The 22551-nt window shown below is 72.1% G+C and carries 24 protein-coding genes; 12 read left to right on the top strand and 12 right to left on the bottom strand.

Going from position 1 to position 22551, the window contains the following annotated elements; genetic code table 11:
• Positions 1–10 precede the first annotated feature (10 nt).
• From NR112_RS07290 to NR112_RS07280, 3 genes are read right to left on the bottom strand one after another with little or no spacing between them, the layout of a single operon-like run.
• Positions 11–1153: an alpha/beta hydrolase-fold protein gene (locus NR112_RS07290; RefSeq protein WP_256793341.1), complete on the bottom strand. Its 1143-nt coding sequence runs from the start codon at positions 1151–1153 to the stop codon at positions 11–13.
• A 5-nt stretch (positions 1154–1158) separates the two neighbouring features.
• Positions 1159–2085, bottom strand: coding sequence for a hypothetical protein (locus NR112_RS07285; protein ID WP_256793318.1), 927 nt, complete (start codon positions 2083–2085; stop codon positions 1159–1161).
• Positions 2086–2106: 21 nt separating this feature from the next.
• Entirely contained in the window at positions 2107–3336 is a 1230-nt protein-coding gene (locus tag NR112_RS07280; protein ID WP_256793317.1) for an ATP-grasp domain-containing protein, read from the bottom strand.
• A gap of 162 nt (positions 3337–3498) precedes the next feature.
• Here NR112_RS07280 and NR112_RS07275 point away from each other — a divergent pair, with 162 nt between their 5' ends.
• A complete protein-coding gene (locus NR112_RS07275; RefSeq protein WP_256793316.1) occupies positions 3499–4170 on the top strand; it encodes an HdeD family acid-resistance protein in 672 nt (223 codons plus the stop codon).
• A gap of 84 nt (positions 4171–4254) precedes the next feature.
• On the opposite strand, the gene NR112_RS07270 is transcribed toward NR112_RS07275, so the two are convergent.
• The 5 genes from NR112_RS07270 to NR112_RS07250 form a co-directional block, all read right to left on the bottom strand.
• On the bottom strand, positions 4255–4623 hold the full coding sequence (locus tag NR112_RS07270; RefSeq protein WP_256793315.1) for a YciI family protein: 369 nt from the start codon (positions 4621–4623) through the stop codon (positions 4255–4257).
• Between the two features lie 98 nt (positions 4624–4721).
• A complete protein-coding gene (locus NR112_RS07265) occupies positions 4722–5336 on the bottom strand; it encodes a response regulator transcription factor (protein WP_256793314.1) in 615 nt (204 codons plus the stop codon).
• Positions 5333–6466: a sensor histidine kinase gene (locus tag NR112_RS07260; RefSeq protein WP_256793313.1), complete on the bottom strand. Its 1134-nt coding sequence runs from the start codon at positions 6464–6466 to the stop codon at positions 5333–5335. Before NR112_RS07260 ends, NR112_RS07265 begins: the two co-directional genes overlap by 4 nt.
• On the bottom strand, positions 6463–7209 hold the full coding sequence (locus tag NR112_RS07255) for an ABC transporter permease (RefSeq protein ID WP_256793312.1): 747 nt from the start codon (positions 7207–7209) through the stop codon (positions 6463–6465). Before NR112_RS07255 ends, NR112_RS07260 begins: the two co-directional genes overlap by 4 nt.
• The gene (locus NR112_RS07250) at positions 7206–8240 is read right to left on the bottom strand and encodes an ABC transporter ATP-binding protein (protein WP_256793311.1); all 1035 of its coding nucleotides are present in this window, start codon (positions 8238–8240) and stop codon (positions 7206–7208) included. Before NR112_RS07250 ends, NR112_RS07255 begins: the two co-directional genes overlap by 4 nt.
• A 100-nt stretch (positions 8241–8340) precedes the next feature.
• Between NR112_RS07250 and NR112_RS07245 the strand changes: the two genes are divergently transcribed.
• A complete protein-coding gene (locus NR112_RS07245; protein ID WP_256793310.1) occupies positions 8341–8784 on the top strand; it encodes a hypothetical protein in 444 nt (147 codons plus the stop codon).
• Positions 8785–8892: 108 nt separating this feature from the next.
• Here NR112_RS07245 and NR112_RS07240 read toward each other — a convergent pair whose 3' ends face one another.
• Positions 8893–9909, bottom strand: coding sequence for an LLM class flavin-dependent oxidoreductase (locus NR112_RS07240; RefSeq protein ID WP_256793309.1), 1017 nt, complete (start codon positions 9907–9909; stop codon positions 8893–8895).
• 103 nt (positions 9910–10012) lie between these two features.
• Here NR112_RS07240 and NR112_RS07235 point away from each other — a divergent pair, with 103 nt between their 5' ends.
• The 4 genes from NR112_RS07235 to NR112_RS07220 all read left to right on the top strand — a co-directional run bounded on the left by NR112_RS07235 (position 10013) and on the right by NR112_RS07220 (position 13849).
• A complete protein-coding gene (locus tag NR112_RS07235) occupies positions 10013–11584 on the top strand; it encodes a molybdopterin-dependent oxidoreductase (RefSeq protein ID WP_256793308.1) in 1572 nt (523 codons plus the stop codon).
• Positions 11585–11695: 111 nt separating this feature from the next.
• Positions 11696–12364, top strand: a complete 669-nt coding sequence (locus tag NR112_RS07230) for a fasciclin domain-containing protein (RefSeq protein ID WP_256793307.1) — start codon at positions 11696–11698, stop codon at positions 12362–12364.
• A gap of 46 nt (positions 12365–12410) precedes the next feature.
• Positions 12411–13022 (top strand): ECF RNA polymerase sigma factor SigK, encoded by a 612-nt coding sequence (gene sigK, locus NR112_RS07225; RefSeq protein ID WP_256793306.1) that lies wholly within the window; start codon positions 12411–12413, stop codon positions 13020–13022.
• The gene (locus NR112_RS07220) at positions 13019–13849 is read left to right on the top strand and encodes an anti-sigma factor domain-containing protein (RefSeq protein ID WP_256793305.1); all 831 of its coding nucleotides are present in this window, start codon (positions 13019–13021) and stop codon (positions 13847–13849) included. The genes sigK and NR112_RS07220 overlap by 4 nt, the downstream gene beginning before the upstream one ends.
• Before the next feature lie 119 nt (positions 13850–13968).
• On the opposite strand, the gene NR112_RS07215 is transcribed toward NR112_RS07220, so the two are convergent.
• Positions 13969–14448 carry a group II truncated hemoglobin gene (locus NR112_RS07215; RefSeq protein ID WP_256793304.1) on the bottom strand — a complete coding sequence of 160 codons (480 nt, stop codon included), beginning with the start codon at positions 14446–14448 and terminating at the stop codon, positions 13969–13971.
• A gap of 212 nt (positions 14449–14660) precedes the next feature.
• Between NR112_RS07215 and NR112_RS07210 the strand changes: the two genes are divergently transcribed.
• On the top strand, positions 14661–15710 hold the full coding sequence (locus NR112_RS07210; protein WP_256793303.1) for an AAA family ATPase: 1050 nt from the start codon (positions 14661–14663) through the stop codon (positions 15708–15710).
• 220 nt (positions 15711–15930) lie between these two features.
• Here NR112_RS07210 and NR112_RS07205 read toward each other — a convergent pair whose 3' ends face one another.
• On the bottom strand, positions 15931–17046 hold the full coding sequence (locus NR112_RS07205; protein WP_256793302.1) for an Lrp/AsnC family transcriptional regulator: 1116 nt from the start codon (positions 17044–17046) through the stop codon (positions 15931–15933).
• An 88-nt stretch (positions 17047–17134) separates the two neighbouring features.
• Between NR112_RS07205 and argE the strand changes: the two genes are divergently transcribed.
• Both argE and NR112_RS07195 read left to right on the top strand, forming a co-directional pair.
• Positions 17135–18334, top strand: coding sequence for an acetylornithine deacetylase (gene argE / locus NR112_RS07200; RefSeq protein ID WP_256793301.1), 1200 nt, complete (start codon positions 17135–17137; stop codon positions 18332–18334).
• A 40-nt stretch (positions 18335–18374) separates the two neighbouring features.
• Positions 18375–19658 (top strand): MFS transporter, encoded by a 1284-nt coding sequence (locus NR112_RS07195; RefSeq protein ID WP_256793300.1) that lies wholly within the window; start codon positions 18375–18377, stop codon positions 19656–19658.
• 71 nt (positions 19659–19729) lie between these two features.
• Here the strand turns inward: NR112_RS07195 and NR112_RS07190 are convergent, their stop codons facing one another.
• Positions 19730–20263, bottom strand: a complete 534-nt coding sequence (locus tag NR112_RS07190; protein WP_256793299.1) for an ATP-binding protein — start codon at positions 20261–20263, stop codon at positions 19730–19732.
• Positions 20264–20429: 166 nt separating this feature from the next.
• Here NR112_RS07190 and NR112_RS07185 point away from each other — a divergent pair, with 166 nt between their 5' ends.
• The 3 genes from NR112_RS07185 (at position 20430) to NR112_RS07175 (ending at position 22537) form a co-directional block, all read left to right on the top strand.
• The gene (locus NR112_RS07185; protein WP_256793298.1) at positions 20430–20822 is read left to right on the top strand and encodes a YciI family protein; all 393 of its coding nucleotides are present in this window, start codon (positions 20430–20432) and stop codon (positions 20820–20822) included.
• Between the two features lie 131 nt (positions 20823–20953).
• Positions 20954–21553, top strand: a complete 600-nt coding sequence (locus tag NR112_RS07180; RefSeq protein WP_256793297.1) for a hypothetical protein — start codon at positions 20954–20956, stop codon at positions 21551–21553.
• A gap of 30 nt (positions 21554–21583) precedes the next feature.
• A complete protein-coding gene (locus NR112_RS07175; RefSeq protein WP_256793296.1) occupies positions 21584–22537 on the top strand; it encodes a phosphotransferase enzyme family protein in 954 nt (317 codons plus the stop codon).
• Positions 22538–22551: the final 14 nt, after the last annotated feature.

Here is a 22551-nt window from a genome sequence, read left to right as displayed (position 1 = left end):
CTTGCGCTCGTCACTCGTAGACGAACTTCTGGGGTCCGGGAAAGAGCCACGCGAGTCCGTCACCGAGACGGTCGCGCCAGTTCTCCCAGTTGTGGCCGTCGCGCGACTCCGTGTAGCGCACCGTCATGCCCGCGTGGCGGAAGACCGGGACCATCGACCGGTTCGGGGTGATGAGCGGCTCGTAGACGCCGCACGACATGAAGAGGCGGTCGACGACCGCGGACGGCTTCTCGCGGAAACGGTTGACGAACTTCACGACCGGGTCGAAGGCCGGCCCGCCACCGTGGTCGAAGCCGATGTCGGTGAAGACGAGGGAGGCGGACTGGAGCATGAGCGAGCCGAAGAAGCCGGGGTAGCGCACCGCCGTCGAGAGCGACGCGATGCCCCCGAAGGAGCTGCCCATGAGGCAGCGCGCCTCCGGGGTGTCGACGAGGGGGAGTCGCTCGGTGAGCAGCGGCACGAGCTCGCGTGCGATGAACCGGGCGTGCGGCGCGTGGTTGGGGTACTCCTTGAGCCGGTCCCGGGGCGGCACGAAGACGGCGACGAGCGGGTCGACGTCGAGCCGGTGGATGAGGTTGTCGAGGACGGTCTTCATCGCGGCGAACTGGAGGTAGTCGGTGCCGTCGTGCACGACGAGGAGCGGGTAGCGCTGCGCCCGGTTGAAGCGTGCCGGCAGGTAGATCTGCACCGGCTGGTCGCGGCGCAGCGCCTTGCTGTGGACCTGCTCCTCGACGAGCGTGCCCGGGCGGGCCTCCGGGTCGTGGGCCACCCACTCGGGCACGCGGTAGCCGATCGCCGCACACACCGACGACGACCCCATCGGACTGTGCGCCAGGCGCGGGTTGAGCGGGTCGTTGAAGCGCTCGTAGTGCTCGCCCTTGCGGATCTCGATCTGGTACTCGACCCGCGACCCCTCGGGCAGCACGGTCGTGACGGCCCAGAGGTCGGACTCGCCGATCCGCTTGAGCGGCAGGGGATCCGGCAGGCCGACGACGCGGTGGCGCACCCACACCTCGTCGACGTCACCCCGGTAGAGGAAGGTCGCGCGCTCGCCCTCGATGATCGGGCACCCGTAGCGCCCGACGAAGCGGTCGATCGTCGGGCCGTCGAGCGGCAGCCGCTCGCGGAGGCGGTTGACGGCGAGGCGTTCCATGGCGCTCACGCGACCCCCACCACCGAGACGTGGCCGGTGCGGTCGATGAACCGAGCACCGGCAGGCAGCTCGGTCGCGCCGTCGGGGAAGCGCACGACGGCCCCGTCGTCGAGGAGGAGCAGCCGGTGCTCGGCGAAGCGCCGGGCCAGCACCGACATGCGCTCGTGGTCGTCGAGCAGCAGCCGCCTCTTGGCGTGCGGCAGCGCGACGATCCCGGGCAGCCGCCCCACCCCCCGGTCGTGGAGCTCGGCCGCGTCCACGCCGTGCGGTGTGAAGTCGTGGAAGAGGACGACCTCGTCGGTCAGGGCCATCGCGCCGGCGGACCACGCGACGACCGACTGCTCGGGCCCGAAGGTGACGTCGAAGACGCGGAGCGTGCGCAGCAGGGTGCGCACGTTGCCACCGGCGATGACGACCGCTTCGCACTCGGCGAGAAGCGCACCGATCTCGCCCCGGTGCCAGCCGATGGTGCCGCTCTCGTCGAGCGGCGCGGTGGCGCGGACCGAGCCGTAGAGCTCGTCGAGCTCGGCGGCATACCACCGGTCGACCTCGCGCACGGCCTCCATGGCGGACTCCTCGGCGATGGGGCCGACCGCGTGGATCGAGGTGCGGTGCGAGACGGCGTGCACGGCGTCGATCGCCGCCTGGAGGCGTATGCCGTAGAAGGCACGGAGCTCGTCCATCCGGTCGCGGAACGCGACCGCCGCCGCGGCGAAGTGCTGGTCCTTGGTGAGCACGTCCATCATCCGGTGGTGCAGGCGCAGGTTGACACCGCGCCCGTCGAGGTGGCCGGCGAGCTCGCCGTCGTCGGACTCGCGCTCCTCCCAGCCGGAGTTGACCATGGCGATGCGGCCGGTCACGCCGAGGGAGCGCACGGTGGCGCCCACGGTCGTCGTGAACCGCTGGGGGCCGAGCAGGATCGTCGTCGACATCGAGGAAGGGCTCAGCCGCGCTCAGCCGGCGTGCACGTGGATCGTGCGGCCGACGTCGTCGAGCATGGCTCGCGCGGTGTCGAAGTCGGGGTGGCGCAGTCGGACCCACGCGTTGGCCATGTAGCCGGCCTCGACGCCCTGGGTGCCGTGCCCGACCGGTGGGAAGTGGCCGTCGATGACCCACTCGCCGTAGCGCGACTGGATCTCGTCGATGCCGCTGTAGCCGGTGATCGACCCGTCGTGGTCGGGGCGGAGCGCGACGATGCCCGCGGCATACGTGCGCTGCATCTGACGCTCGGGGGCGCGGTGGGTGATGACGTGCGCCCACTCGCGGTAGACGTCGACCTCGTTGGCCGCGGAGTAGACGTCCCAGGCTCCGACACCCGGGGGGCGGGCGCCGATCTCGCTGAACTTCAGGCCCTTCGGGCCGTAGAACCACTCCATGTGCGTGGCCGACGTCTCGATGCCGAGCGCCTCGATGACGCGGCGCCCGAGCTCACGCACCTCGGTGTAGAAGGCGTTGCCCGGCTCGTCGATGCGGTTCGTCGTGATGAACTGCGGCGAGATCCAGCGCTGGCGCATCGCCTCGAGGACGTTGGGGTAGTAGTGCGTCGCCCAGTCGTGCACGACGCGGCCGTCCAGGCTGATCGTGTCGTAGAAGCCCTCGTGGCCCTCGACGAACTCCTCGATGGCGATGGAGCTCGCACCCTCGCGGGCGTAGCCCTGGAGGGCCTGCTCGAGCTCGTGGTCGGAGTCGACGCGGACCGTGCCCTGGGCGCCGGCGCCCGCGCGCGGCTTGAGGATGAGCGGGTAGCCCTCCCGCTCGGCGAACGCGCGCGCCTCGGCGGCCGAGTCGACGGCCGCGCTCGCCGCGGTGGGCACGCCCGCCTGGCGCAGCGCCTCCTTCATCGACGGCTTGTCGCGGCACAGCCACGTCGTACGGACGCTCGTGCCGGGGATGCCGCACGCCTCGCGGACCTGCGCCGCAGGCATCGTGTGCGCCTCGACGGTCGCCTCGAGCGCGTCGATCCAGACCTTGTCCTGGAAGTAGCGGACCGCCTCGACCATCTGGTCGACGTTCGTCACCGAGCCGACGCGGTAGTAGCCGCGGAGCGCGCCCCGCAGCTCGTCGCCGAGGTGCGCCTCGTCGGACTCGCCGATGCCGTAGACGTTCGCACCCACCGAGGCGAGGGCGTGCACGAAGCGACGCTGGTTCGCCGGGAACGACGGCTCCACGAAGATGATGTTCACGGCGTTGACGCTATCGGTCCACCGGGGGGCCCGCCACGGACGCCGCGCGCCGCCGTCTGGCGCCGCGCGGGTCGCGAGGCAAAAGCGCGCACCGGGGGCTGTCGAGGACGAGACTGGTGGTGCCGCACCTCGGGCAGCACCTCACACCCTCAGGAGGAAGCCATGTCGAGCACCGTCCCGAACGCAGCGTCACCCGACCCGACCGACCCCGCGCCCGACTCGCCGAGAACGCGCCGTGAGGCCGCCGCGGCATGGTCGTCCACCGCCGCCGCCACCTCGACCGGGTGGTCGGGCGCCCTCATCGCCATGGGCATCCTGTCCGTCGTCCTCGGCATCCTCGTGCTCGTCTGGCCGAAGGCGACCCTGCTCATCGTGGCCATCATGTTCGGCCTGCAGCTCATCGTCGCCGGAGCCGTGCGCCTCTCGGTGACGCGCGACCTGCCGAGCGACCCGGGCTGGATCAAGCCCGTCTCCATCGGTCTCGGCGCACTCTCGATCGTCGCCGGCATCATCTGCCTGTTCCGGCCGAACGCGTCCCTCTTCGTCATCGCCATCTTCATCGCGATCGGCTGGATCGCCGAGGGCATCGCCGCGCTCGTCCAGGGCTTCGGCGCCGACCGGACGACCGGCACGCGCGTCTTCCTCATCGTCTGCGGCGTCGTCTCGATCCTCGGGGGGCTCGTCGTCGCGGTCTTCCCGGGCTCGTCGCTCGTCGTGCTGACCCGCATCGCCGGCATCGCGCTCATCGTCATCGGCATCGTCGAGCTCGTCACGGCCCTCATGGCGCGCCGCGCCGCCGGCACCAGCAGCACCACGGCGCCGGCCACCGCCTGACCCCTCGAGCCACCGGACGGCATACGACAGCGTGGAGGTTCGCACCCCGACCGGGGGGTGCGAACCTCCACGACGTCGGTCGGCTCAGGACGGCTGCGGCAGGTCCTCGAACTCGTAGACGCGGCGCACCTCGACCGAGACCTCGTCGAAGAGCGAGGCGAACCTCCCGGCCAGCTCGAGCGCCTGCTCCTTGCTCTCGACGTTGACGAGGGCGAAGCCGCCGATGACCTCGCGCGCCTCGCTGAACGGCCCGTCGGTCACCGTGACGCCGGCGCCCTCGGTCTTGCGGAGGATCGCGCCGTCCTTGCTCTGCGTCACGCCCTCGGCAGCGAGCAGGACGCCCGACTCGGCGTACTCCGACATGAGCGCGCCCATCGCGTCCTGGAACTCCTGGCTCGGGTTCCAGGCCTCGGGGCGGGACTCGTCGATCTTGTGGATCATGAGGTAGCGCATCGGTCTCTCCTTGCGTCTCGTGCCGGGTCCGTCCCAGCCTCCACCACGACGTCGAACGGGGGAGGCCCGACTCGACATTTCGATCATCGAAAGGCCAGCTAGAGCCAGCCGCGCTCCTGGGCGACGCGGGCGGCCTCGGCGCGCGTCGACGTGCCCGTCTTGCCGATGGCCGAGCTGAGGTGGTTGCGCACCGTGCCCGGCGAGAGGTGGACGACCCCGGCGATGGCGGCGACCGTGCCGCCGCGCAGAGCGACCCCGAGCACCTCGCGCTCGCGCTCGGTCAGCGGGTTGGCGCCGTCGACGAGCGACTCGGTGGCGAGGGACGGGTCGACGACGCGGAGCCCGGCGTGCACGCGGCGCACCGCCTCGGCGAGCTGACGGGCCGGGGTGTCCTTGACGACGAAGCCCGACGCGCCGGCCTCGAGCGCCCGACGCAGGTAGCCGGGTCGGCCGAAGGTCGTGACGACGAGCGTGCGCACGCCAGGCAGGGCGTCGCGCACCGCGGCCGCGGCGGCGATGCCGTCGACGCCGGGCATCTCGATGTCGAGGAGGCACACGTCGGCGGCCGAGGCACGTGCGGCGTCGACGACCTCGTCGCCGCGCCCCACCTCCGCCACGACCTCGAGGTCGGGCTCGAGCGCGAGCAGCGCCGCGAGCGCCCCACGCACGAGGGCCTGGTCGTCGGCGAGCAGGACCTTGATCGTCGCGCTCACAGCACCACCTCCAGCAGGGTCCCGTGGCCCTCCGGGCCGGTCTCGATCGAGAGCTGACCTCCCGCGGCCTCGACCCTCTCACGCAGCCCGCGTATGCCGTTCCCCTCCGGCCGCTCGCCGAGGCCGCGTCCGTCGTCGCGGACGGTCAGGCGGTTCGACTCGAGCTCGACCCAGCAGGCGTCGGCGTCGCTGTGGCGCACGACGTTGGTCGTCGCCTCGCGCAGCACCCAGGCGAGGACCGTGCGGTGGCGCGGGTCGACCGCACTCGGGTCGTCGGGCACGTGGCCCTCGATGCCGGCGCCGGCGAGCGCCGTGCGTGCCGAGGCCAGCTCGTCCCCGAGCCGGGCCACCCGCAGGCCGCCGACGGTCGCCCGGATCTCGGCGAGCGCCTGACGGCTCAGGGCCTGGATCTCGGCGAGCTCGCCCTTGGCCCGCTCGGGGTCGAGGTCGACGAGACGCTCGGCCAGCTCGGCCTTGACCGTGACGACCGTGAGCGAGTGACCGAGCACGTCGTGGACGTCGCGGGCCACCCGCTCGCGCTCCTCGACGATGGCGAGGTCGCGCGAGATCCGCTCGTAGTCCTCACCCCGGTCGGTCATGAGCCGGACCGCCCCGGTCATCGCACCGACGGCGAAGACGATGATGGCCACGACCCACGTTCCCTCGTCCGGGTCGACGAAGACCGCGACCGCCGTCGCGACCGCCACGCACGCGATGCCCAGGGCGATCGACCACGCGAGCGGCAGCGCGAACATCCCGAACGACACGATGAAGGGCAGGAAGCTGAGGCTGCCGGCGCCGATGAGCGGAACCAGCCCGACCGCGCAGCCGACGAGCACGACCAGGTAGCCGACACCCCGACGCTGCGTCGGCGCGCACCTGCGGTGCAGACGCTGGAGGTGCTGCGCGCCGAGGCCGTAGACGACGGCGAACGTCAGCACGAGCGCCAGCCCGAGCACGACCTGCCAGAGCGGCAGACCGCTCGAGACGATCGCGATGACGGGGAAGACGAGGAAGACCAGCCACACCGACTGGACGACCCAGCCGAAGCGCTCCCACGGGTTGCGCCCCCGCGCCGGGTCGGCGGCCGGGGCACCCGGGACGTGCGAGACCGACGCCCGCTCGGTCACTGTCGCTCCCGGCCGCGGCGCACGAGGAGCACCGCGGCGGTCCCGAAGATCGCGAGCCAGGCGAGCACGTTGACGATCGGCAGCCACAGCGGGTCCTGCGACCCGTCGGGCAGGTAGCCCTCGGTGAGCGGATAGCGCGCCAGGGCGGCATACCCGTAGAGCGGGGTGAACTTCGCGAACGCCAGCAGGGCCCCCGACAGCGGGATGAAGACGTTGCCGAGGAAGGCGAAGATCACCATGGTGCCGCTCGCAGCACCGACCGCGGCTTCGGAGCGGAAGGCCGTGCCGACGAGCAGGCCGTAGACCGCGAAGACCGCGGACCCGACGAGGCAGAGCACCGCACTGAGCACCCAGGCCCGGGCCGACCCGCGGGCGCCGGTCGCGGCACCGAGGGTGAAGGTCAGCAGGATCGGCACGGCGGCCACGGTCATGGCGATGAGCGCCTTCATGGCGATGTAGGACGAGTCGGCGAGCGGGGTGAGTCCCAGCTGGCGGCCCCAGCCCTGCTGGCGCTCGACGGCCGCGTTGCCCCCGATGCTCGTCGTCGCGGTGACGGCGCCGTAGGCGGCCATGCTGATCATGACGTACATCGCGACGTTGCCGTTGCCGATCGTCGCGTCCTTGGCGTCGACCGTCGCGCCGAAGATGAGGTAGAAGAAGGCGGGCAGCACCGCGGTGAAGAACATGCCCGCCCAGTCGCGCGTGATCCGGCGCATCTCGAGCAGCGTGAAGGTGGCGTTCATCGGACGAGCTCCTCGTCGTGGGTCGTGGCGTCGCGGGCGTCGCGGGCGTCGCGGGCGACACCCGTGGCGCGGGTGTCGCGGCCGTCCCCGGTCAGGGTCATGAAGGCCTGCTCGAGGCCGGCGGTGACGATCTCGAGGTCGGTGCCGCCGAGCTCGAGCAGGAGCAGCCGCGCGACGGCGTCGGAGTCACCGGCCGTGACGACGACCCGGCTGCCGCGCTCCTCGACCTCGTGCACGCCGTCGACCGTCCGCAGCCTCGCGACGCACTCGGCGAGCGAGCCCGGCGGCAGCGTCGCGGAGACCGTGCGCCCGCTCGCCTGCGAGCGGATCTCGGCCGTCGTGCCGTCTGCGACGATGCGGCCGCCGGCGATGAGGACGATGCGGTCGGCGAAGGCGTCGGCCTCCTCGAGGTAGTGCGTCGCGAAGACGACGGTGCGGCCTGCACTGGCGTCGGCGTGCATGGTGTCCCAGAAGTCGCGCCGGGCCGTGACGTCCATGCCCGCCGTCGGCTCGTCGAGGACGAGCAGGCGCGGGTCGGGCAGGAGGGCCAGGGCGAAACGCAGCCGCTGCTGCTCGCCGCCCGAGCACTTGGAGACGCGGCGGTCGGCGAGCCGCCTCAGCCCGGCACGGTCGATGACCTCGTCGACCGGCGAGTGGACGGCATACGTCGACGCGATCATCCGGACCGTCTCGCGGACGGTGAGGTCGCGCAGGAGCCCGCCCGTCTGGAGGACGGCGGACACGTGCCCACCGACGACGGCCTCGCGCGGACGTCGGCCGAAGACCTCCGCCGTGCCGCTCGTCGGCTCGGTGAGGCCGAGCACCATGTCGAGGGTCGTCGTCTTGCCGGCACCGTTGGGGCCGAGGAAGGCGACGACCTCGCCGGGCTCGATGCGCAGGTCGATGCCGTCGACGGCACGGACCTCCGCATCCTTGGACCCGCGTCGGGGAGGGAAGCTCTTGACGAGCGAACGCAGCTCGATCGCCGGCGCCCCCGAGGCGCCGTCGACCGGACGAGGTGTGGTGGTCATGATCCAACTCTCCCGCTCGGGGATGCTCCGCGTCAGCAGCAGGCGTCACGTCGTGCGCGTGACAGGTGTCACGGGGCGCCGGACCGGACAGACTGGTCCCATGGCCGACTTCGAGGTGCACCTCGACTCACCCCTGCCCGCCCCCGAGGCGTGGCGGCGGATCCTCGACCTGCGCGCGCACACCGCCGTCATCCCGCTCACGACCGTGACCGGGGAGGCGATGGGCGCGAGCGAGCTCGTCGAGGGGTCGCGCTTCATCGCGCGAACGGGCCTCGGGCCGATGGGTTTCGACGACGTCATGGTCGTGCAGTCGATCGTCCGGCCGACGACGCACTCGGCTGGGAGCGCGCGGATCCGCAAGGAGGGCAAGGTCGTCCGCGGACGCATCGACCTGCTCGTGACCCCCACGGCCTCCGGGTCGACGGTCCTATGGACGCAGCGCATCGGGGTGCGAGGCGTGCCCGCGCTCCTCGACCCCGTCGTCGCGAAGGTCGCCGGGGCGGCATACGGCTCGACCCTCCGTAGGCTGCTCGCCCGCGAGTGAGGGGCACGCGCCGGCCCGCGCGACACACGAGGTGCCGCCCGGACGCGCTCCCCGTGGGAGGTCACCCCACGCGGGACGGACTTCGTGTGTCGTGGGGGACCGTGGCGGTCAGCGCCAGCCGAGCTCCGGAGCGACGTGCGTCAGGAGGCTCTCGATGACGTGCGCGTTGTAGTCGACGCCCAGCTGGTTGGGCACGGTGATGAGCAGGGTGTCGGCGGCGGCAATGGCCTCGTCCTCCGCGAGGTCACGGACCAGCTGGTCGGGCTCACCGGCATACGTCTTGCCGAAGCGGGCCGTCCCGCCGTCGATGTGGCCGACCTGGTCCTGGCTCGCCGACTCGCGGCCGAAGTACGCGCGGTCCCGGTCGTCGACGATGGGGAAGACGCTGCGGCTCACGGAGACACGCGGCTCGCGCTCGTGCCCGGCGGCCGTCCAGGCATCGCGGAAGCGCTGGATCTGCTCGGCCTGGAGCTGGTGGAAGGGCACGCCGGTGTCCTCGGTGAGCAGCGTCGAGCTCATGAGGTTCATCCCCTGCTCAGCCGTCCACTCCGCAGTGGCCCGACTGCCGGCACCCCACCAGATGCGGTCGCGGAGCCCGGGCGCGTGCGGCTCGATGCGGAGCAGCCCGGGCGGGTTGGGGAACATCGGGCGCGGGTTCGGCTCGGCGAAGCCCCGGCCGGAGAGGACGTCGAGGAAGACCTCGGTGTGCTGTCGGGCCATCGCGGCGTGGTCGCCGTCGGTGGGCTCGTAGCCGAAGTATCGGAAGCCGTCGACGACCTGCTCGGGTGACCCACGGCTGATGCCGAGCTGGAGGCGTCCGCCGGAGATGAGGTCGGCCGCGCCGGCGTCCTCCGCCATGTAGAGCGGGTTCTCGTAGCGCATGTCGATGACGCCGGTCCCGATCTCGATCCGGCTCGTGCGCGCCCCGACCGCGGCGAGCAGCGGGAACGGCGACGCGAGCTGGCGCGCGAAGTGGTGGATCCGGAAGTAGGCGCCGTCCGCGCCGAGCTCCTCGGCAGCGACGGCGAGGTCGATGGACTGGAGCAGGGCGTCCGAGGCCGACTGCGTGCCCGAGTGCGGCGACGGGTTCCAGTGCCCGAACGAGAGGAATCCGATCTTCTTCACGTGCGGTCAACAACGGGGGCGCCCCTGCTCTTCCCACCACCGCACGCCCGCCGGCGAGCGCGACCGACAATCCGGATCGCCCTCTCGCACCGAACGACGAGGCATGACGCGCCTACGATTTGCCCTCAGCGGGATCCTCGCCGCGGTCGCCGGGATCGCTGCCGGCCACCTCGTCGCGGGGTTCCTCGCCCCCGCATCGTCGCCGGTGCTCGCCATCGGGTCGACCGTGATCGACCTGACCCCCACGCCCGTCAAGGAATGGGCGATCGCGACCTTCGGCACCAACGACAAGGTGATCCTCCAGGGGTCGGTTCTCGTCGTGACGCTCGTCCTGGCCGCCGTGGCCGGCCTGCTCGCCCGTCGTCGGATGCCCGTCGCCATCGGCTTCATCGTGCTGCTCACCGGCCTCGCCGGTGCGGCCGCGCTGCTTCGGCCTGCGGCCCGTCCGCTCGACGCCCTGCCCGCCGTCGCGGCGATGGCCGCCGGGGTCGCCACCCTCGTCTGGCTCACCCGCCTGGCCCGGACCGCCTCGGGCGACGTCGTCCAGGAGACCAGCGGCCCACGCGGCTCGGTCATGACGAACGCCACCGACCCCGGGCGCACGTCCACCGCAGGCTCGACCGCCGGACGCCGTCGCTTCCTCGGTGGCGCACTCGGCGTCACGGCCCTCGCCGTGCTCGCCGCGGTCGGTGGCCAGCTGCGCGCCGGTGCCCAGTCGGTCAAGAAGGTCGTCCTGCCCGCCGCCGCCGACCAGGCCACGGCGCTGCCGAAGGGGCTCGAGACGACCGTCTCCGGCATCTCCCCGCTGCGCACCCCGACCGACACGTTCTACCGCGTCGACACCAACCTCGTCGTGCCTCAGGTCGACGTCGACACGTGGACGCTCGAGGTCGACGGCATGGTCGAGAAGCCCTTCACGATGACCTTCGCCGAGCTCGCCGCCATGCCGCTCATCGAGCGCGACATCACCATGACCTGCGTCTCCAACGAGGTCGGCGGCGGCTACATCGGTTCCGCCCGCTGGCTCGGCGTCAGGCTGACCGACGTCCTCGACCGGGCCGGCATCACCGGCAGCCCCGACCAGGTGCTGAGCACCGCCGTCGACGGCTTCACCATCAGCACCCCGCTCGCCGTCGTCCGCGACGGACGCGACGCGATGATCGCCATCGGCATGAACGGCGCCCAGCTCAGCGACACCCACGGCTTCCCCGCGCGCCTCATCACGCCCGGCCTCTACGGCTTCGTCGGCGCGACGAAGTGGCTCACGAAGCTCACGCTGACGACGTATGCCGCCGACCAGTCCTACTGGACGAAACGGCAGTGGGCGACGGACGCACCGATCAAGACGAGCGCGCGCATCGACACTCCCGCACCCCTGTCGACCATCAAGGCCGGCGCCACCGCCATCGGCGGCGTCGCCTGGGCCCAGCACCGCGGCGTCGGCACCGTCGAGGTCAAGGTCGACGACGGGCAGTGGCAGAAGACGAAGCTCGGTCCCGATGTCGGCATCGACTACTGGCGCCAGTGGTACCTCGAGTGGGACGCCAAGCCCGGACTGCACCGCATCGCCGTGCGTGCCACCGACCGCTCGGGTCGGGCGCAGATCACCGAACGTGCCACGCCGTTCCCCAGCGGGTCGAGCGGCATCCAGGAGGTGGTGGTGACCGTCGCGTGAACGCCTACGGCCAAGCACCCGCGAAAAAACCTCTCCGACAAGCAATCCGGAGCCACAGCGGCACCGAATCCCACATGACCGTGCACCACACAGCCACAAGGAGTGACTGACATGAAGAGCACCATGAAGACCCGTACCGGCCTCGTCGCCCTCGCCATCGCCCTGCCCCTGAGCCTCGCGGCCTGCGGCAGCTCCAGCGACAACACCGCGTCCCCGGCCGCCGGCAGCACCCCTGCGGCGACGTCCTCGGACTCGATGTCGAGCACCCCGTCCGACACGATGTCCTCGTCCCCTTCGATGGACGCCGCGGCGGCCGTCTTCGGTGAGGGCTGCGCCGCGGTGCCGAAGGACGGCTCCGGCTCGTTCAACGGCATGGCCACCGACCCGGTCGCGACCGCCGCGAGCAACAACCCGCTGCTCTCGACGCTCGTCACCGCCGTCAAGCAGGCCGGCCTCGTCGACACCCTGAACTCGGCTCCCGAGATCACCGTCTTCGCGCCCGTCAACGACGCGTTCGCCAAGATCCCGGCCGCCGACCTCAAGAAGGTCCTCGCCGACAAGCCGACCCTCACCAAGATCCTCACGAACCACGTCGTGGCCGGCAAGATCTCGCCGGACCAGCTCGCGGGCGACCACAAGACGCTCGCCGGCACGACGATCACGGTCAAGGGCTCTGGCGAGAACTTCACCGTCGGCAAGGCCGACGCCAAGGTCATCTGTGGCAACGTCCCGACCGCCAACGCCACGGTGTACATCATCGACGGCGTCCTGATGCCCTGATCGACACCGGACCAGGCTGACGCAGACCACGACGACGGGCGACACAATGGATCCCATGTCACGGTTCTCGGTGGTTCCCTCCGGCGATGCGTCGCCGGGGGGACCCGCCCGCCCAGTCACCCTCGAGCAGCTGCTCCACCGAGCGGCGACGGGGGACGAGACGGCGTTCGCAGAGCTCTACGACGCCGTCTCCTCCCGGCTCTTCGGTCTCGTCCGCCGGGTCGTGCGCGACCCGGCCCAGTCCGAGGAGGTCACCCAGGAGGTGTTCCTCGAGATCTGGCGGCACAGCGCACGGTTCGACCCGAGCAAGGGTGCCGCTCTCTCGTGGATGCTCACCATCGCTCACCGCAAGGCCGTCGACCGGGTCCGGTCGGCGGAGGCAGCCCGCCACCGCGACGAGGGATACGGCGCCAGCAACCAGGACGTCACCCACGACTCCACCGCGGAGGCCGTCGTCGAACGGCTCGACGCGGAGCGGGTTCATCGGGCACTGGAGACCCTCACACCGGTCCAGCGGCAGGCCCTCGAGCTGGCCTACCTCTCGGGATACACCCATACGGAGGTGGCCACCATGCTCGACCTGCCACTTGGGACCGCCAAGACACGCATCCGTGATGGACTGATCAGACTACGAGACACGTTGGGGGTGACACTGTGAGCGACGACATCCACGCACTCTCGGGTGCCTACGCCGTGGACGCCCTCGACGACGTCGAGCGAGCGCGCTTCGAGCGCCACCTCGCCGGCTGCACCGCCTGCCAGGCCGAGGTCGAGAGCCTCGTCGCCGCGGCGTCGGAGCTGTCGGTGCTGACCGAAGCCGCTCCGCCGGCGTCGCTCCGGGCCAAGGTGCTCGCCGAGATCGCGACCGTCCGCCCCCTGCCGCCCCTCACGGCACCGCAGCACGACTCCGCGGACGAGGACGTCACGTCGTCCACGCCCCCGGAGCCCGCGCAGGCTCCGACCGCCACCGCAGCCCCCGGCACGCAGCTCGAGCACGCCGACGACCTCGCCGAGCGCCGCCGGTCCCGCTCCGCCCGTGGGCTCGCCCGCGGCTGGCGGGTCGTCGTCGCTGCTGCCACGGTGGCCGTGCTCGCCATCGGCGGGTTCACGGTCTGGAAGCAGATCGACAAGGACCCGTCCCGAGCCATCGCCGACCAGGTGCTCGCGGCCCCCGACGCCACGCGCTACGGGCAGCGGCTCGCCGGCGGGGCGACGGCCACGGTCGTCCGCTCCAACGCGCTCCACAAGGCCGTCATCGTCACGTCCGGCATGTCGCAGCCACCCTCGGGCAAGGTCTTCCAGCTGTGGCTCCAGGACGCGACGGGTCACATGACCTCGGCGGGCCTCATGCCCGGCGGCGGCGACCAGGTGGTCGTGCTGAGCGGCGACGCCAGCCACTCGAAGGGCGCCGGCATCACGGTCGAGCCCGACGGTGGTTCGGACCAGCCGACCTCCGACCCCGTCGCGTTCATCGCCTTCGCCTGAGCCACCGATCGCCCGGACGTCGGGCGGTCACGAGCTCGCTCCCGGCTTCCCCAGCTGGAGCTCGTGACCGCCCGACCTCCGCGCTCCGGCGGGAATCGCTCCGACGACTCCCGGATCGGTCACCCCTGGTACGGCGGCGCGACGCCCCAGCCCCACCGTGGAGTGGGAGCACGTTCGACCGGTTCGGCGCCGGGCTGGGAGTTCTCCATGGCGAGCCGGGTGCCCCACTCGAGGTAGCCGATGATCGCGGCCCGGAACTCCGGGTCGGCGGGCAGCTCGGCGTCGTCGGCCGCCAGACTCATCGTGGCTGCGAACCGGTGGCGTTGCGCTGGCGTGATGGCCAGTCCGAGGTGGTGGCGGAGCATCGACTCATACCCCCCGTGCCGCTGCGTGTAGGTCGCAGGACCGCCGAGCACCTCGGCCCACCAGTCCGCGACGTGCGCTCGATGATGCTCCGACACCCCGCCCGGGAAGAAACCCGACAGGGTCTCGTCGAGCTCCACCCGGTCGTAGAAGCAGTCGATCATCCGGCGCAGCGGCCCGAGGCCGCCCGCCCACTCGTACAGCGTCGGCAGCTCAGGTTCGTGGACTCCACCCATGACGCCAGTGCACCCCACCCGGCGGCCGGCCGCACCCGGATTGATGATCGTGAGCCGTCGGTTGCCGCGATGTCGGAACGTCGCGATGTCGGGACGTCGGGACGTCGGTCGACGTGGGCAGCCGGCTCCGTCGGCGACTCCGGGCCGGTCGTCCCGGTACGTTCTCCTGCCATGGACCGGATCGAGGCGGCGGGCTTCCCCAAGGGTGCCGTATGCGTGGCCCTCGTCGTGCGCGGACGATGACCGGGCGTCACGGGCACGGGCTCGTCATCGGGAAGTTCTACCCCTTCCACGCCGGCCACCAGGCGCTCGTGCGGGCGGCGACGAGCTCGTGCGACCGCGTCACCGTCGAGGTCATGGCGCACACCGTCGAGTCGATCCCCGTCGATGTCCGCGTGGGCTGGGTGCAGGCCGAGCACCCGACGGCGCGCGTCGTCGCGGCCCCGGACGATCACGACGTCGACTTCGACTCGCCGGAGGTCTGGGACCTGCACATGGACGTCATCGAGTCGCACCTCGACGCTCCCGTGGACGCGGTCTTCACCAGCGACGCGTACGGAGAGGAGATGGCCCGCCGGCTCGGCGCGACGTGGGTGCAGGTCGACCCGGGGCGGGCCTCGACCCCGATCTCGGGCACGGCCGTGCGCGCGGACGTCGCGGGCTCCTGGTGGGCGCTGCCGTCGCCGGTCCGGGCGTGGTTCGCCAAGCGAATCGTCGTCGTGGGCGCCGAGTCGACGGGCGCGACGACGCTGGCCGACGCCCTGGGCCCTCACTACGGCACGACGGTCGTCCCCGAGTTCTGGCGTGAGTGGAGCGAGCGGCGAGCCGGCGGGCTGACCGGGCCGTGGCACGCCGCCGAGTTCGAGCTCGTGGCCCGCGAGCAGGCCGCCCTCGAGGACGCGGCGGCCGCCGCCGCACCGCGACCACTGCTCGTCTGCGACAGCGATGCCTTCGCGACGACGCTCCTGCACGAGCGCCACGTCGGCGCCCCGTCGCCCAGCGTGCGGGCCCTCGCCGATGCCCGCCCGACTCCGGCCCTCTACCTCCTGACCGGCGACGAGATCCCCTTCGTCCCGGACGGCATGCGCGACGGCGAGCACGGGCGCGCGTGGATGCAGGGTCGGTTCCGCGAGGAGCTCGCCGCCCGCCGCGTGCCGTGGGTCGAGGTGCAGGGCACGCGCGACGAGCGACTGGCCGCGGCCACCGCCGCCGTCGACGAGGTCGTCGCCGAGGGCTGGGACCTCGCCGACCCGGTCGGCTGACGGGTGGGCCGCGACCCGGCTGTCACATTCGCCTGGGTGACCACGTCAGGGGAGCAGGCACACATGGGGCTCGGCCACGTCTCGAGCCAGCACGTCGTCGTCGAGCCGGTGCCTGATGCGGCTCCCTTCGGTCCGGGCAAGCCGCGGCGGTTCGCGACGGCCACCTGGGCGACTCGTCCACCCGAGGTCGCGGACGGCATACGCCATCGGTCGGCGCGCTTCAGTGCGGTGGGCCGGCCGCGTCGGCCCAGATGTCGAGCGGGACCGAGCGGACGCTGCGGCCGTCGAGGTCGAGCTCTCGACCCATCCGCTTGATCGACCGCAGGACCATCGACCGGTCGTGGATCGTCATCTGCGGCACCTCGGCGGCGAGCCGCGCCTCGACGTGCGACAGCTCGGTCAGCGAGTGGGTCGTCAGGGCGATCATGAGGTTGGGGCGGCCACCGGAGATCCGCCAGCACACGCGGATGCCCGGCAGCCGGCGCAGGGTCGTGGCCACGGCGTCGATGTCGCCGGCGTCGGCGTAGGCCCAGAGCCAGCTGATGACCGGCCACCCCGAGTCCGGCAGAGCCATGTCGCACCGGAGGACGACGCGTCCGTTGCCGACGAGGTCGGCGAGCCGGCGCCGGACCGTGCTCTCGCTCAGCCCCGCCCGCGCTGCCATGGCGGCCACCGGCATCCGGCCGTCCTCGCCGAGCAGCAGGATCAGCTGCCGCTCGACGGCGTCGTAGCCGCGGGCGAGGTCGGTCTGCTCGGACGTCAGGCCGTCGAGACGCGGCTGCGGCGCCCGCATCATGACCGCGCGCTGCGAGGCGTCGAGCACGTGCAGCTGCCAGTGGTCGCCCATCGAGTAGACCTTCGTCACTGCGTGGCTGCTCGTCGCGACGACGCCCGGGATCGTGCCGACCGACTCGAGGAGGAAGCGGGAGAGGAACGCGAGGTCGCGCACCTCGACGAGGATCGTCAGCGACCGGGGACCGCTCGTGTGCTCGACGCTGAGCACGTGGGGCAGCTCGGTGACGCGCCGGGCGATGGCGAGCGTCTGGGCAGCGCTACAGCTCAGCTCGACGACGGCGAGGCACGACTCGGGGCGGCCCTGACCCGCCGCCCGGCCGGACACCCAGGCGATGCCCGCCGCGGAGAGGCGCTGCCAGCGTCGGGCCACCGTCACCGGGTCGACGTCGAGCGCCTCGCCGACAAGCGTCCACGACGCACGAGGCTGCAGCTGGAGGCAGTTGACGACCGCCAGGTCCAGCTCGTCGGCGCGTGCGGCGGAATCCTGCGGAATCTCAGCACTCGTCGCGAGATCCTGCGCATTCCGGGCTCTTCGTGGCATGGCTGCCATTCTCGGTCACTGGTGCGGCCCGCTCAAGGCGGCCCGACGCCACCGTCCTCAGCACGCACGACCGACACAGGAGCGACGCATGCCGCCCGAAGGCGCGACCCGCGAGATGACGCGACCGACCCAGCCGGCCGGTCTCGACTGGACCACGCGGCTCATGGAGATCGACACGACGAGCCGCGACAGCAACCTGCCGCTCATCGACCTCGTCGCCGCACACCTGCGGGAGCACGGCGTCGAGCCCGTCCTCATGACGAACGACGACGGCACCAAGGCCAACCTGCTCGCGACCTTCCCGGCGGCGGACGGCACGACCACCGGTGGCGTCGTCCTGTCGGGGCACACGGACGTCGTGCCGGTGGACGGGCAGGACTGGGCCAGCGAGCCGTTCGTCCCCGAGATCCGCGACGGCCGGCTCTACGGCCGCGGCTCCTGCGACATGAAGGCCTTCATCGGGTCCGTCCTGGCCACCGTGCCGGCCCTGAGCACCACGCCGCTTCGTGAGCCGGTGCACCTGGCCCTGTCCTACGACGAGGAGGTCGGCTGCGTCGGCGCCGTCTCGCTCGTCGGCGCGATCGTCGAGCGCGGGCTGAGCCCCCGCGCCTGCATCGTCGGAGAGCCGACGAGCATGCGAGTGATCCGCGGCCACAAGTCGCTGACGATGCTGCAGGTGACCTTCCACGGCGTCGCGGCCCACTCCTCGCGGACGCCTTTCGGCGTCAACGCGATCGAGTATGCCGCCCAGCTCGTTCGCTTCGTCCGTGGCGTCGCCGACGGCTTCCGCACCGACGGCCCGTTCGACGAGCACTACGACGTGCCCTTCACGACGGCGACGGTCAACCAGATCGAGGGCGGGATCGCCGTCAACACCGTCCCGGCCGAGTGCGCGCTCACCTTCGAGTTCCGCGCCGTCGGCGCGGTGGACGTCGACGCGACCGTCGAGACGTTCCGGGCCGAGGCGCGTCGGATCGAGGCCGAGATGCGTCGCGAGAACCCCGACGCCCGCGTCGAGGTGTCGATCGGCGCCCAGGCCCCCGGCCTCGACACCCCGGACGACGAGGAGGTCATCGACCTCGTGACCCGGCTCGGCGGCGAGGCCTCCACCGAGAAGGTGGCCTACGGCACCGAGGCCGGACTCTTCCAGAGGGCAGGCATCCCGACCGTCGTCTGCGGCCCCGGCGACATCGCGCAGGCCCACGCGCCGGACGAGTTCGTCGCGATCGACCAGATCGAGCGCTGCGACGCGTTCCTCGCCAACCTCCTGACCCACCTCAGCGCCTGACCTGCGCGCCCGACCTCCCACGCCGTCCCGAAGGAGCACCATGACCCTGACCGCCACACCGACAGACGTGACTCCCGAACGCTTGGCCGAAGCCCGCAAGGCGGTGCTGAGCAGCTCCATCGGCGCCGCGCTCGAGTGGTTCGACATCATCGTCTACGCCTCGTTCGCCATCGTCATCGCCGAGAACTTCTTCCCCGAGGGCGACGCGACCCTGGGCCTGATCCTCACGTTCGCGACGTTCGCCATCTCCTACCTCGTCCGGCCGCTCGGTGGGATGCTCATCGGCGGCTACGGCGACCGGCACGGACGCAAGAAGGCGCTGACCCTGACCCTCCTGCTCATGATGGTGGGCACCGTCCTCATGGCCGCGGCGCCCACCCACGCCATGGTCGGCGCCTGGGCCGGGGTCATCATCCTCGTCTCACGGCTCGTCCAGGGCTTCTCGGCGGGCGGCGAGTTCGGCTCGGCGACGACGTTCCTCGTCGAGACCGCACCCCACCGCAAGGCCTACTACGCCTCCTGGCAGGTGGCGAGCCAGGGCATCTCGATGTTCCTCGCGTCGGCGTTCGGCTACGTGCTGTTCACCCAGCTGTCCAAGGAGGACCTCTACTCCTGGGGCTGGCGCATCCCGTTCGTCATCGGGTGCCTCATCGGGCCCGTCGGCCTCTACATCCGGGCGCACCTCTCCGAGCCCAAGGAGTTCACCGACAGCACGCCGAACGAGGCCCCGATCCGCTCGACCTTCACCGAGCACCTCGGACGGGTCGCCACCGGCTCGGCCTGCGTCGGCGTCGCCACCATCTCGGTCTACCTCATCCTCTTCATGCCGACGTATGCGGTGAAGAACCTCGGCGTCCCCGCGAGCGCCGCCTACCTCGGTGGCGTCGTGGCGGGCATCGTGACGATGGTCGGCGTCCCGCTCGTCGGCCGGCTCGCGGACCGGGTCGGACCGGCCCGGGTCATGGTCTGGGCCGCCGTGGGCGCGCTCGTGCTCGCGTGGCCGCTCTTCGCGGTCGTCATCGCCTCGCCGACCGTCCCGGTCCTCGTCGTGTCGATCGGGGTCCTCGGCGTCATCATGGCCTTCTACTTCGGCCCCCTGCCGGCCCTGCTGACGACGCTCTTCCCGAGCGACGTGCGGGCCACCGGCGTCTCCGTCGCCTACAACGTGGGCGTCACGGTCATGGGCGGCATCGCCCCGCTGGTGCTGACCTGGCTCATCGGGCTCACCGGATCGCTCAACGCCCCCAGCGTCTACTACATCGTGGTCGCCGTGGTCTCGCTCGTCGGGCTGACGGTGGCGCGCCGACGCTACGGCGCAGCCTGAGCGCCGGCCGTCCGCGGCGTCGGCGTGCTCGCCCCACGTCGCGGACGGCATACGCCCCCGTCGGGCGGGCGTCAGACGGACGGGGGCCAGCGATGACGGCGCCAGTCGTCCCAGGTCGCGAAGGCCGCCGGCGGGTCGTCGACGGGTTCGCTGCCGTCGAGCTCACCCAAAGTCGGGACCTCGATGCTCGTGGCCCACGCGTCGAGCTCCTCGTCGGACATGTGCCACGTCGTGTGCGACGCCTCGGCCAGACGCTGCTCCAGACGACGCCGCTGCTCGTCCCTGGTCAGCTCGACGTAGTGCATCTCGACCTCGGCACCCCGGTCGGCGGCGGCCTGACGCAGGGCGGAGCGCTCGTCCCGGCCCCACAGGCCGTAGTCGATGACGACGTTGGTGCCGAGCTCGAGGGCGCGCAGGCCGATCTCGATGAGCCGGCCCTCGATGACGTCCTGCGCCGACGGCGGGTTGTCCTGCCCGTAGAGCGCCTTGACCCACTCGTCCTTCGTCAGACGGAGGGCCCGCTGCTCGACCTCGAGGCGCCGGGCGGTGGTGGTCTTGCCGGTGCCGGGCAGTCCCACGGTCAGGAACAAGGTCGGGCCGTTCATCGATCACCTTCCGTGCGGGCGTTTCGTCCCATCATCGTCGAGCTCGCGTCAGGGCTGCGCTGCCCGGTCGGTCGCCCCCGACGTCGACCACGTCCCTGTCCCTGCGCGAGGGGCTCCCATGGCTAGTGTCGACATCGGAGCACCGCCAGCGTCGAGGGAGGCCGCAATGAGGTTCATGCTGATGATGCACGTGGGGCAGGACGACGGCCGCGAGGTGCTCGAGTGGGACCAGGCGGACATCGCGAACATGGTCGAGTTCCAGCGGGCGTTCGACCGGGAGCTCGAGGAGAACGGCGAGATGGTCTTCAACGCCGGGCTCGCGTGGCCCGACCAGGCCCGCGTCGTGACCAACACCGGCGGGGCTCCCGCCGTCAGCGACGGGCCGTTCCCACCGGGACGGCCGTTCCTCATCGGCTTCTGGGTCGTCGAGTGCGACAGCGAGGAGCGGGCGTACGCCATCGCGGCGAAGGCGTCGTCGTCACCCGGTCCCGGAGGTGCACCGACCAGCGTCCCGATCGAGGTGCGCCCGCTCGCGGGGCCCCCGCCGGTCGACGCCTGACCGGTCCACGCTGACGGGCGGGCGCCGAGACACGTGGACGCACGTCCCCCACCGACGCTCGGGTCGTCCACCCTGCCATCCGGGCGCTGACGATCCCGCCGGGGCGCCGGGTCGCGAGGTACGTTGTCGCCATGAGCGACACCCCCGTGTCAGGCGGGTCCACCGGGTCGACGGCCCCGGACGAGCAGTTCACCGTCCCCGTCCCCAACGTGCCGCGCGGTCCTGGTGCCGGAGCGGCCGGTCCCACGACACCTGCGGCTACGGCTCCGACGCAGGCCATCCCCGTCTTCGAGCCGACGCGTGAGCTGCCGACCGCCGACCCGTCGTGGCCCTCCCCGCAGCCCGCAGCTCCACCCGTGCCGCCGAATCCGTATGCCGGACAGCCGGTCTGGCCGGCCGCGCCCAGTCCCAGCCGGGCCACCGACGAGACGGTCGACCCGCTGCTCGGGCAGATCGGCGTCGCGCTCTTCTGGATCACCGTCGGCTGGTGGCTCTTCGTCCTCATCCGCATCGTCGGCTTCCTCACCCGGCACGGCGTCACGGGCACGATCCTCATCCGCACCATCGACCTCGGCGCCGAGGAGACCGTCGTCGCGGCGGCCCTGTCGGTCCTCGCAGCCCTGCTGCTCCTCCTCGGTCGCGGGCGCGCCGGCCGCTCGCCCCTCGGGTGGGCCTCCCTCGCCCTCGCCGTCGTCACGGTCGGTCTCGCCGTGTGGCGACTCCTCCCGTGACCGGGAACGCCTGAGCGCGAGGGGGATCCGATGCTCACCCCCTCGGCAGCCCGGGTCGTCGCGGATGCCTACGGTCTCGACGGCACGGCGACCCTGACCGGCCCGGTCGCGCGCGGCCAGCTCGGCCAGGTGTGGCGGCTCGACACCGGTCACGGCAGCCACGCCGTCAAGGAGTGGTTCGCGACGCCCGACCTCGGGGAGGCCTCGAGGGATGCCGACCTCGTCGCGGCGGCCCGGGAGCAGGGCGTCGTCACGCCGTGGATCCAGCGCACGACGAGCGGCGACGTGGCCACGACCGTCGCCACCCCGGACGGCGAGACGGCCGTCCGGGTCTTCGAGTGGGTCGACCTTCAGCCGCGGACGCGCCGGCTCGATCCGGTCGCGGTCGGGCGCACGCTCGCGGGGCTGCACCGGGCGGGCGCGCCGTCGGACGAGGCCGTCGACAACTGGTTCGCGACGGGCTTCGGCGAGCAGCGGTGGCGCGACCTGCACCAGCGGGTTCTCGAGGAGGGCGCGCCGTTCGCGGGGCAGCTCGGCGCGCTCGTCGACGAGCTCGTCGCCGTCGAGTCGGTCGTCGAGCCGCACGAGTCGCCCATCGTCTGCCACCGCGACCTCTGGGCCGACAACGTGCTCGCCACGACCGGCGGTGAGGTCTGCGTCATCGACTTCGAGAACCTCGGCCCGGCCGACCCGAGCCAGGAGCTCGCCATGGTGCTCTTCGAGTTCGGCGACGACGACCCGGCCCGCGCGCGGCGGCTGCACACGGCATACGCCGAGGCCGGTGGACCGGGGCGGGTCACCCGCCGCGGGCACTTCACGATGCTCGTCGCCGAGCAGGCCCACATCGGCCAGCTCGCCTGCTCGCGCTGGGTCGGTGCGAGCAGCGCGTCAGAGCGGGAGCGCCTCGCAGCCTGGTTCCTCGAGATCCCCGACGACCCGGTGACGCTGCCGCGCATCGACCGCGTGCTCTCCGCCGTCACCTGAGCTCGGCGAGCACC

This window comes from Terrabacter sp. Ter38 (genome assembly GCF_024519435.1).
In the GTDB taxonomy this organism is placed as follows: domain Bacteria; phylum Actinomycetota; class Actinomycetes; order Actinomycetales; family Dermatophilaceae; genus Terrabacter.
Note: the sequence above shows the minus strand (reverse complement) of the source record. Positions and strands in the feature narration are given on the sequence as shown.

Coding starts and splice junctions, on each gene's coding strand:
- NR112_RS07245 (WP_256793310.1), top strand. CDS start 8,341: ATGGCCGACTTCGAGGTGCACCTCGACTCACCCCTGCCCGCCCCCGAG.
- NR112_RS07275 (WP_256793316.1), top strand. CDS start 3,499: ATGTCGAGCACCGTCCCGAACGCAGCGTCACCCGACCCGACCGACCCC.
- NR112_RS07255 (WP_256793312.1), bottom strand. CDS start 7,209: ATGAACGCCACCTTCACGCTGCTCGAGATGCGCCGGATCACGCGCGAC.
- NR112_RS07290 (WP_256793341.1), bottom strand. CDS start 1,153: ATGGAACGCCTCGCCGTCAACCGCCTCCGCGAGCGGCTGCCGCTCGAC.
- NR112_RS07205 (WP_256793302.1), bottom strand. CDS start 17,046: ATGCCACGAAGAGCCCGGAATGCGCAGGATCTCGCGACGAGTGCTGAG.
- NR112_RS07210 (WP_256793303.1), top strand. CDS start 14,661: ATGCGTGGCCCTCGTCGTGCGCGGACGATGACCGGGCGTCACGGGCAC.
- NR112_RS07180 (WP_256793297.1), top strand. CDS start 20,954: ATGAGCGACACCCCCGTGTCAGGCGGGTCCACCGGGTCGACGGCCCCG.
- NR112_RS07235 (WP_256793308.1), top strand. CDS start 10,013: ATGACGCGCCTACGATTTGCCCTCAGCGGGATCCTCGCCGCGGTCGCC.
- NR112_RS07190 (WP_256793299.1), bottom strand. CDS start 20,263: ATGAACGGCCCGACCTTGTTCCTGACCGTGGGACTGCCCGGCACCGGC.
- NR112_RS07285 (WP_256793318.1), bottom strand. CDS start 2,085: ATGTCGACGACGATCCTGCTCGGCCCCCAGCGGTTCACGACGACCGTG.
- NR112_RS07230 (WP_256793307.1), top strand. CDS start 11,696: ATGAAGAGCACCATGAAGACCCGTACCGGCCTCGTCGCCCTCGCCATC.
- NR112_RS07250 (WP_256793311.1), bottom strand. CDS start 8,240: ATGACCACCACACCTCGTCCGGTCGACGGCGCCTCGGGGGCGCCGGCG.
- NR112_RS07215 (WP_256793304.1), bottom strand. CDS start 14,448: ATGGGTGGAGTCCACGAACCTGAGCTGCCGACGCTGTACGAGTGGGCG.
- NR112_RS07270 (WP_256793315.1), bottom strand. CDS start 4,623: ATGCGCTACCTCATGATCCACAAGATCGACGAGTCCCGCCCCGAGGCC.
- sigK (WP_256793306.1), top strand. CDS start 12,411: ATGGATCCCATGTCACGGTTCTCGGTGGTTCCCTCCGGCGATGCGTCG.
- NR112_RS07175 (WP_256793296.1), top strand. CDS start 21,584: ATGCTCACCCCCTCGGCAGCCCGGGTCGTCGCGGATGCCTACGGTCTC.
- NR112_RS07195 (WP_256793300.1), top strand. CDS start 18,375: ATGACCCTGACCGCCACACCGACAGACGTGACTCCCGAACGCTTGGCC.
- argE (WP_256793301.1), top strand. CDS start 17,135: ATGCCGCCCGAAGGCGCGACCCGCGAGATGACGCGACCGACCCAGCCG.
- NR112_RS07185 (WP_256793298.1), top strand. CDS start 20,430: ATGAGGTTCATGCTGATGATGCACGTGGGGCAGGACGACGGCCGCGAG.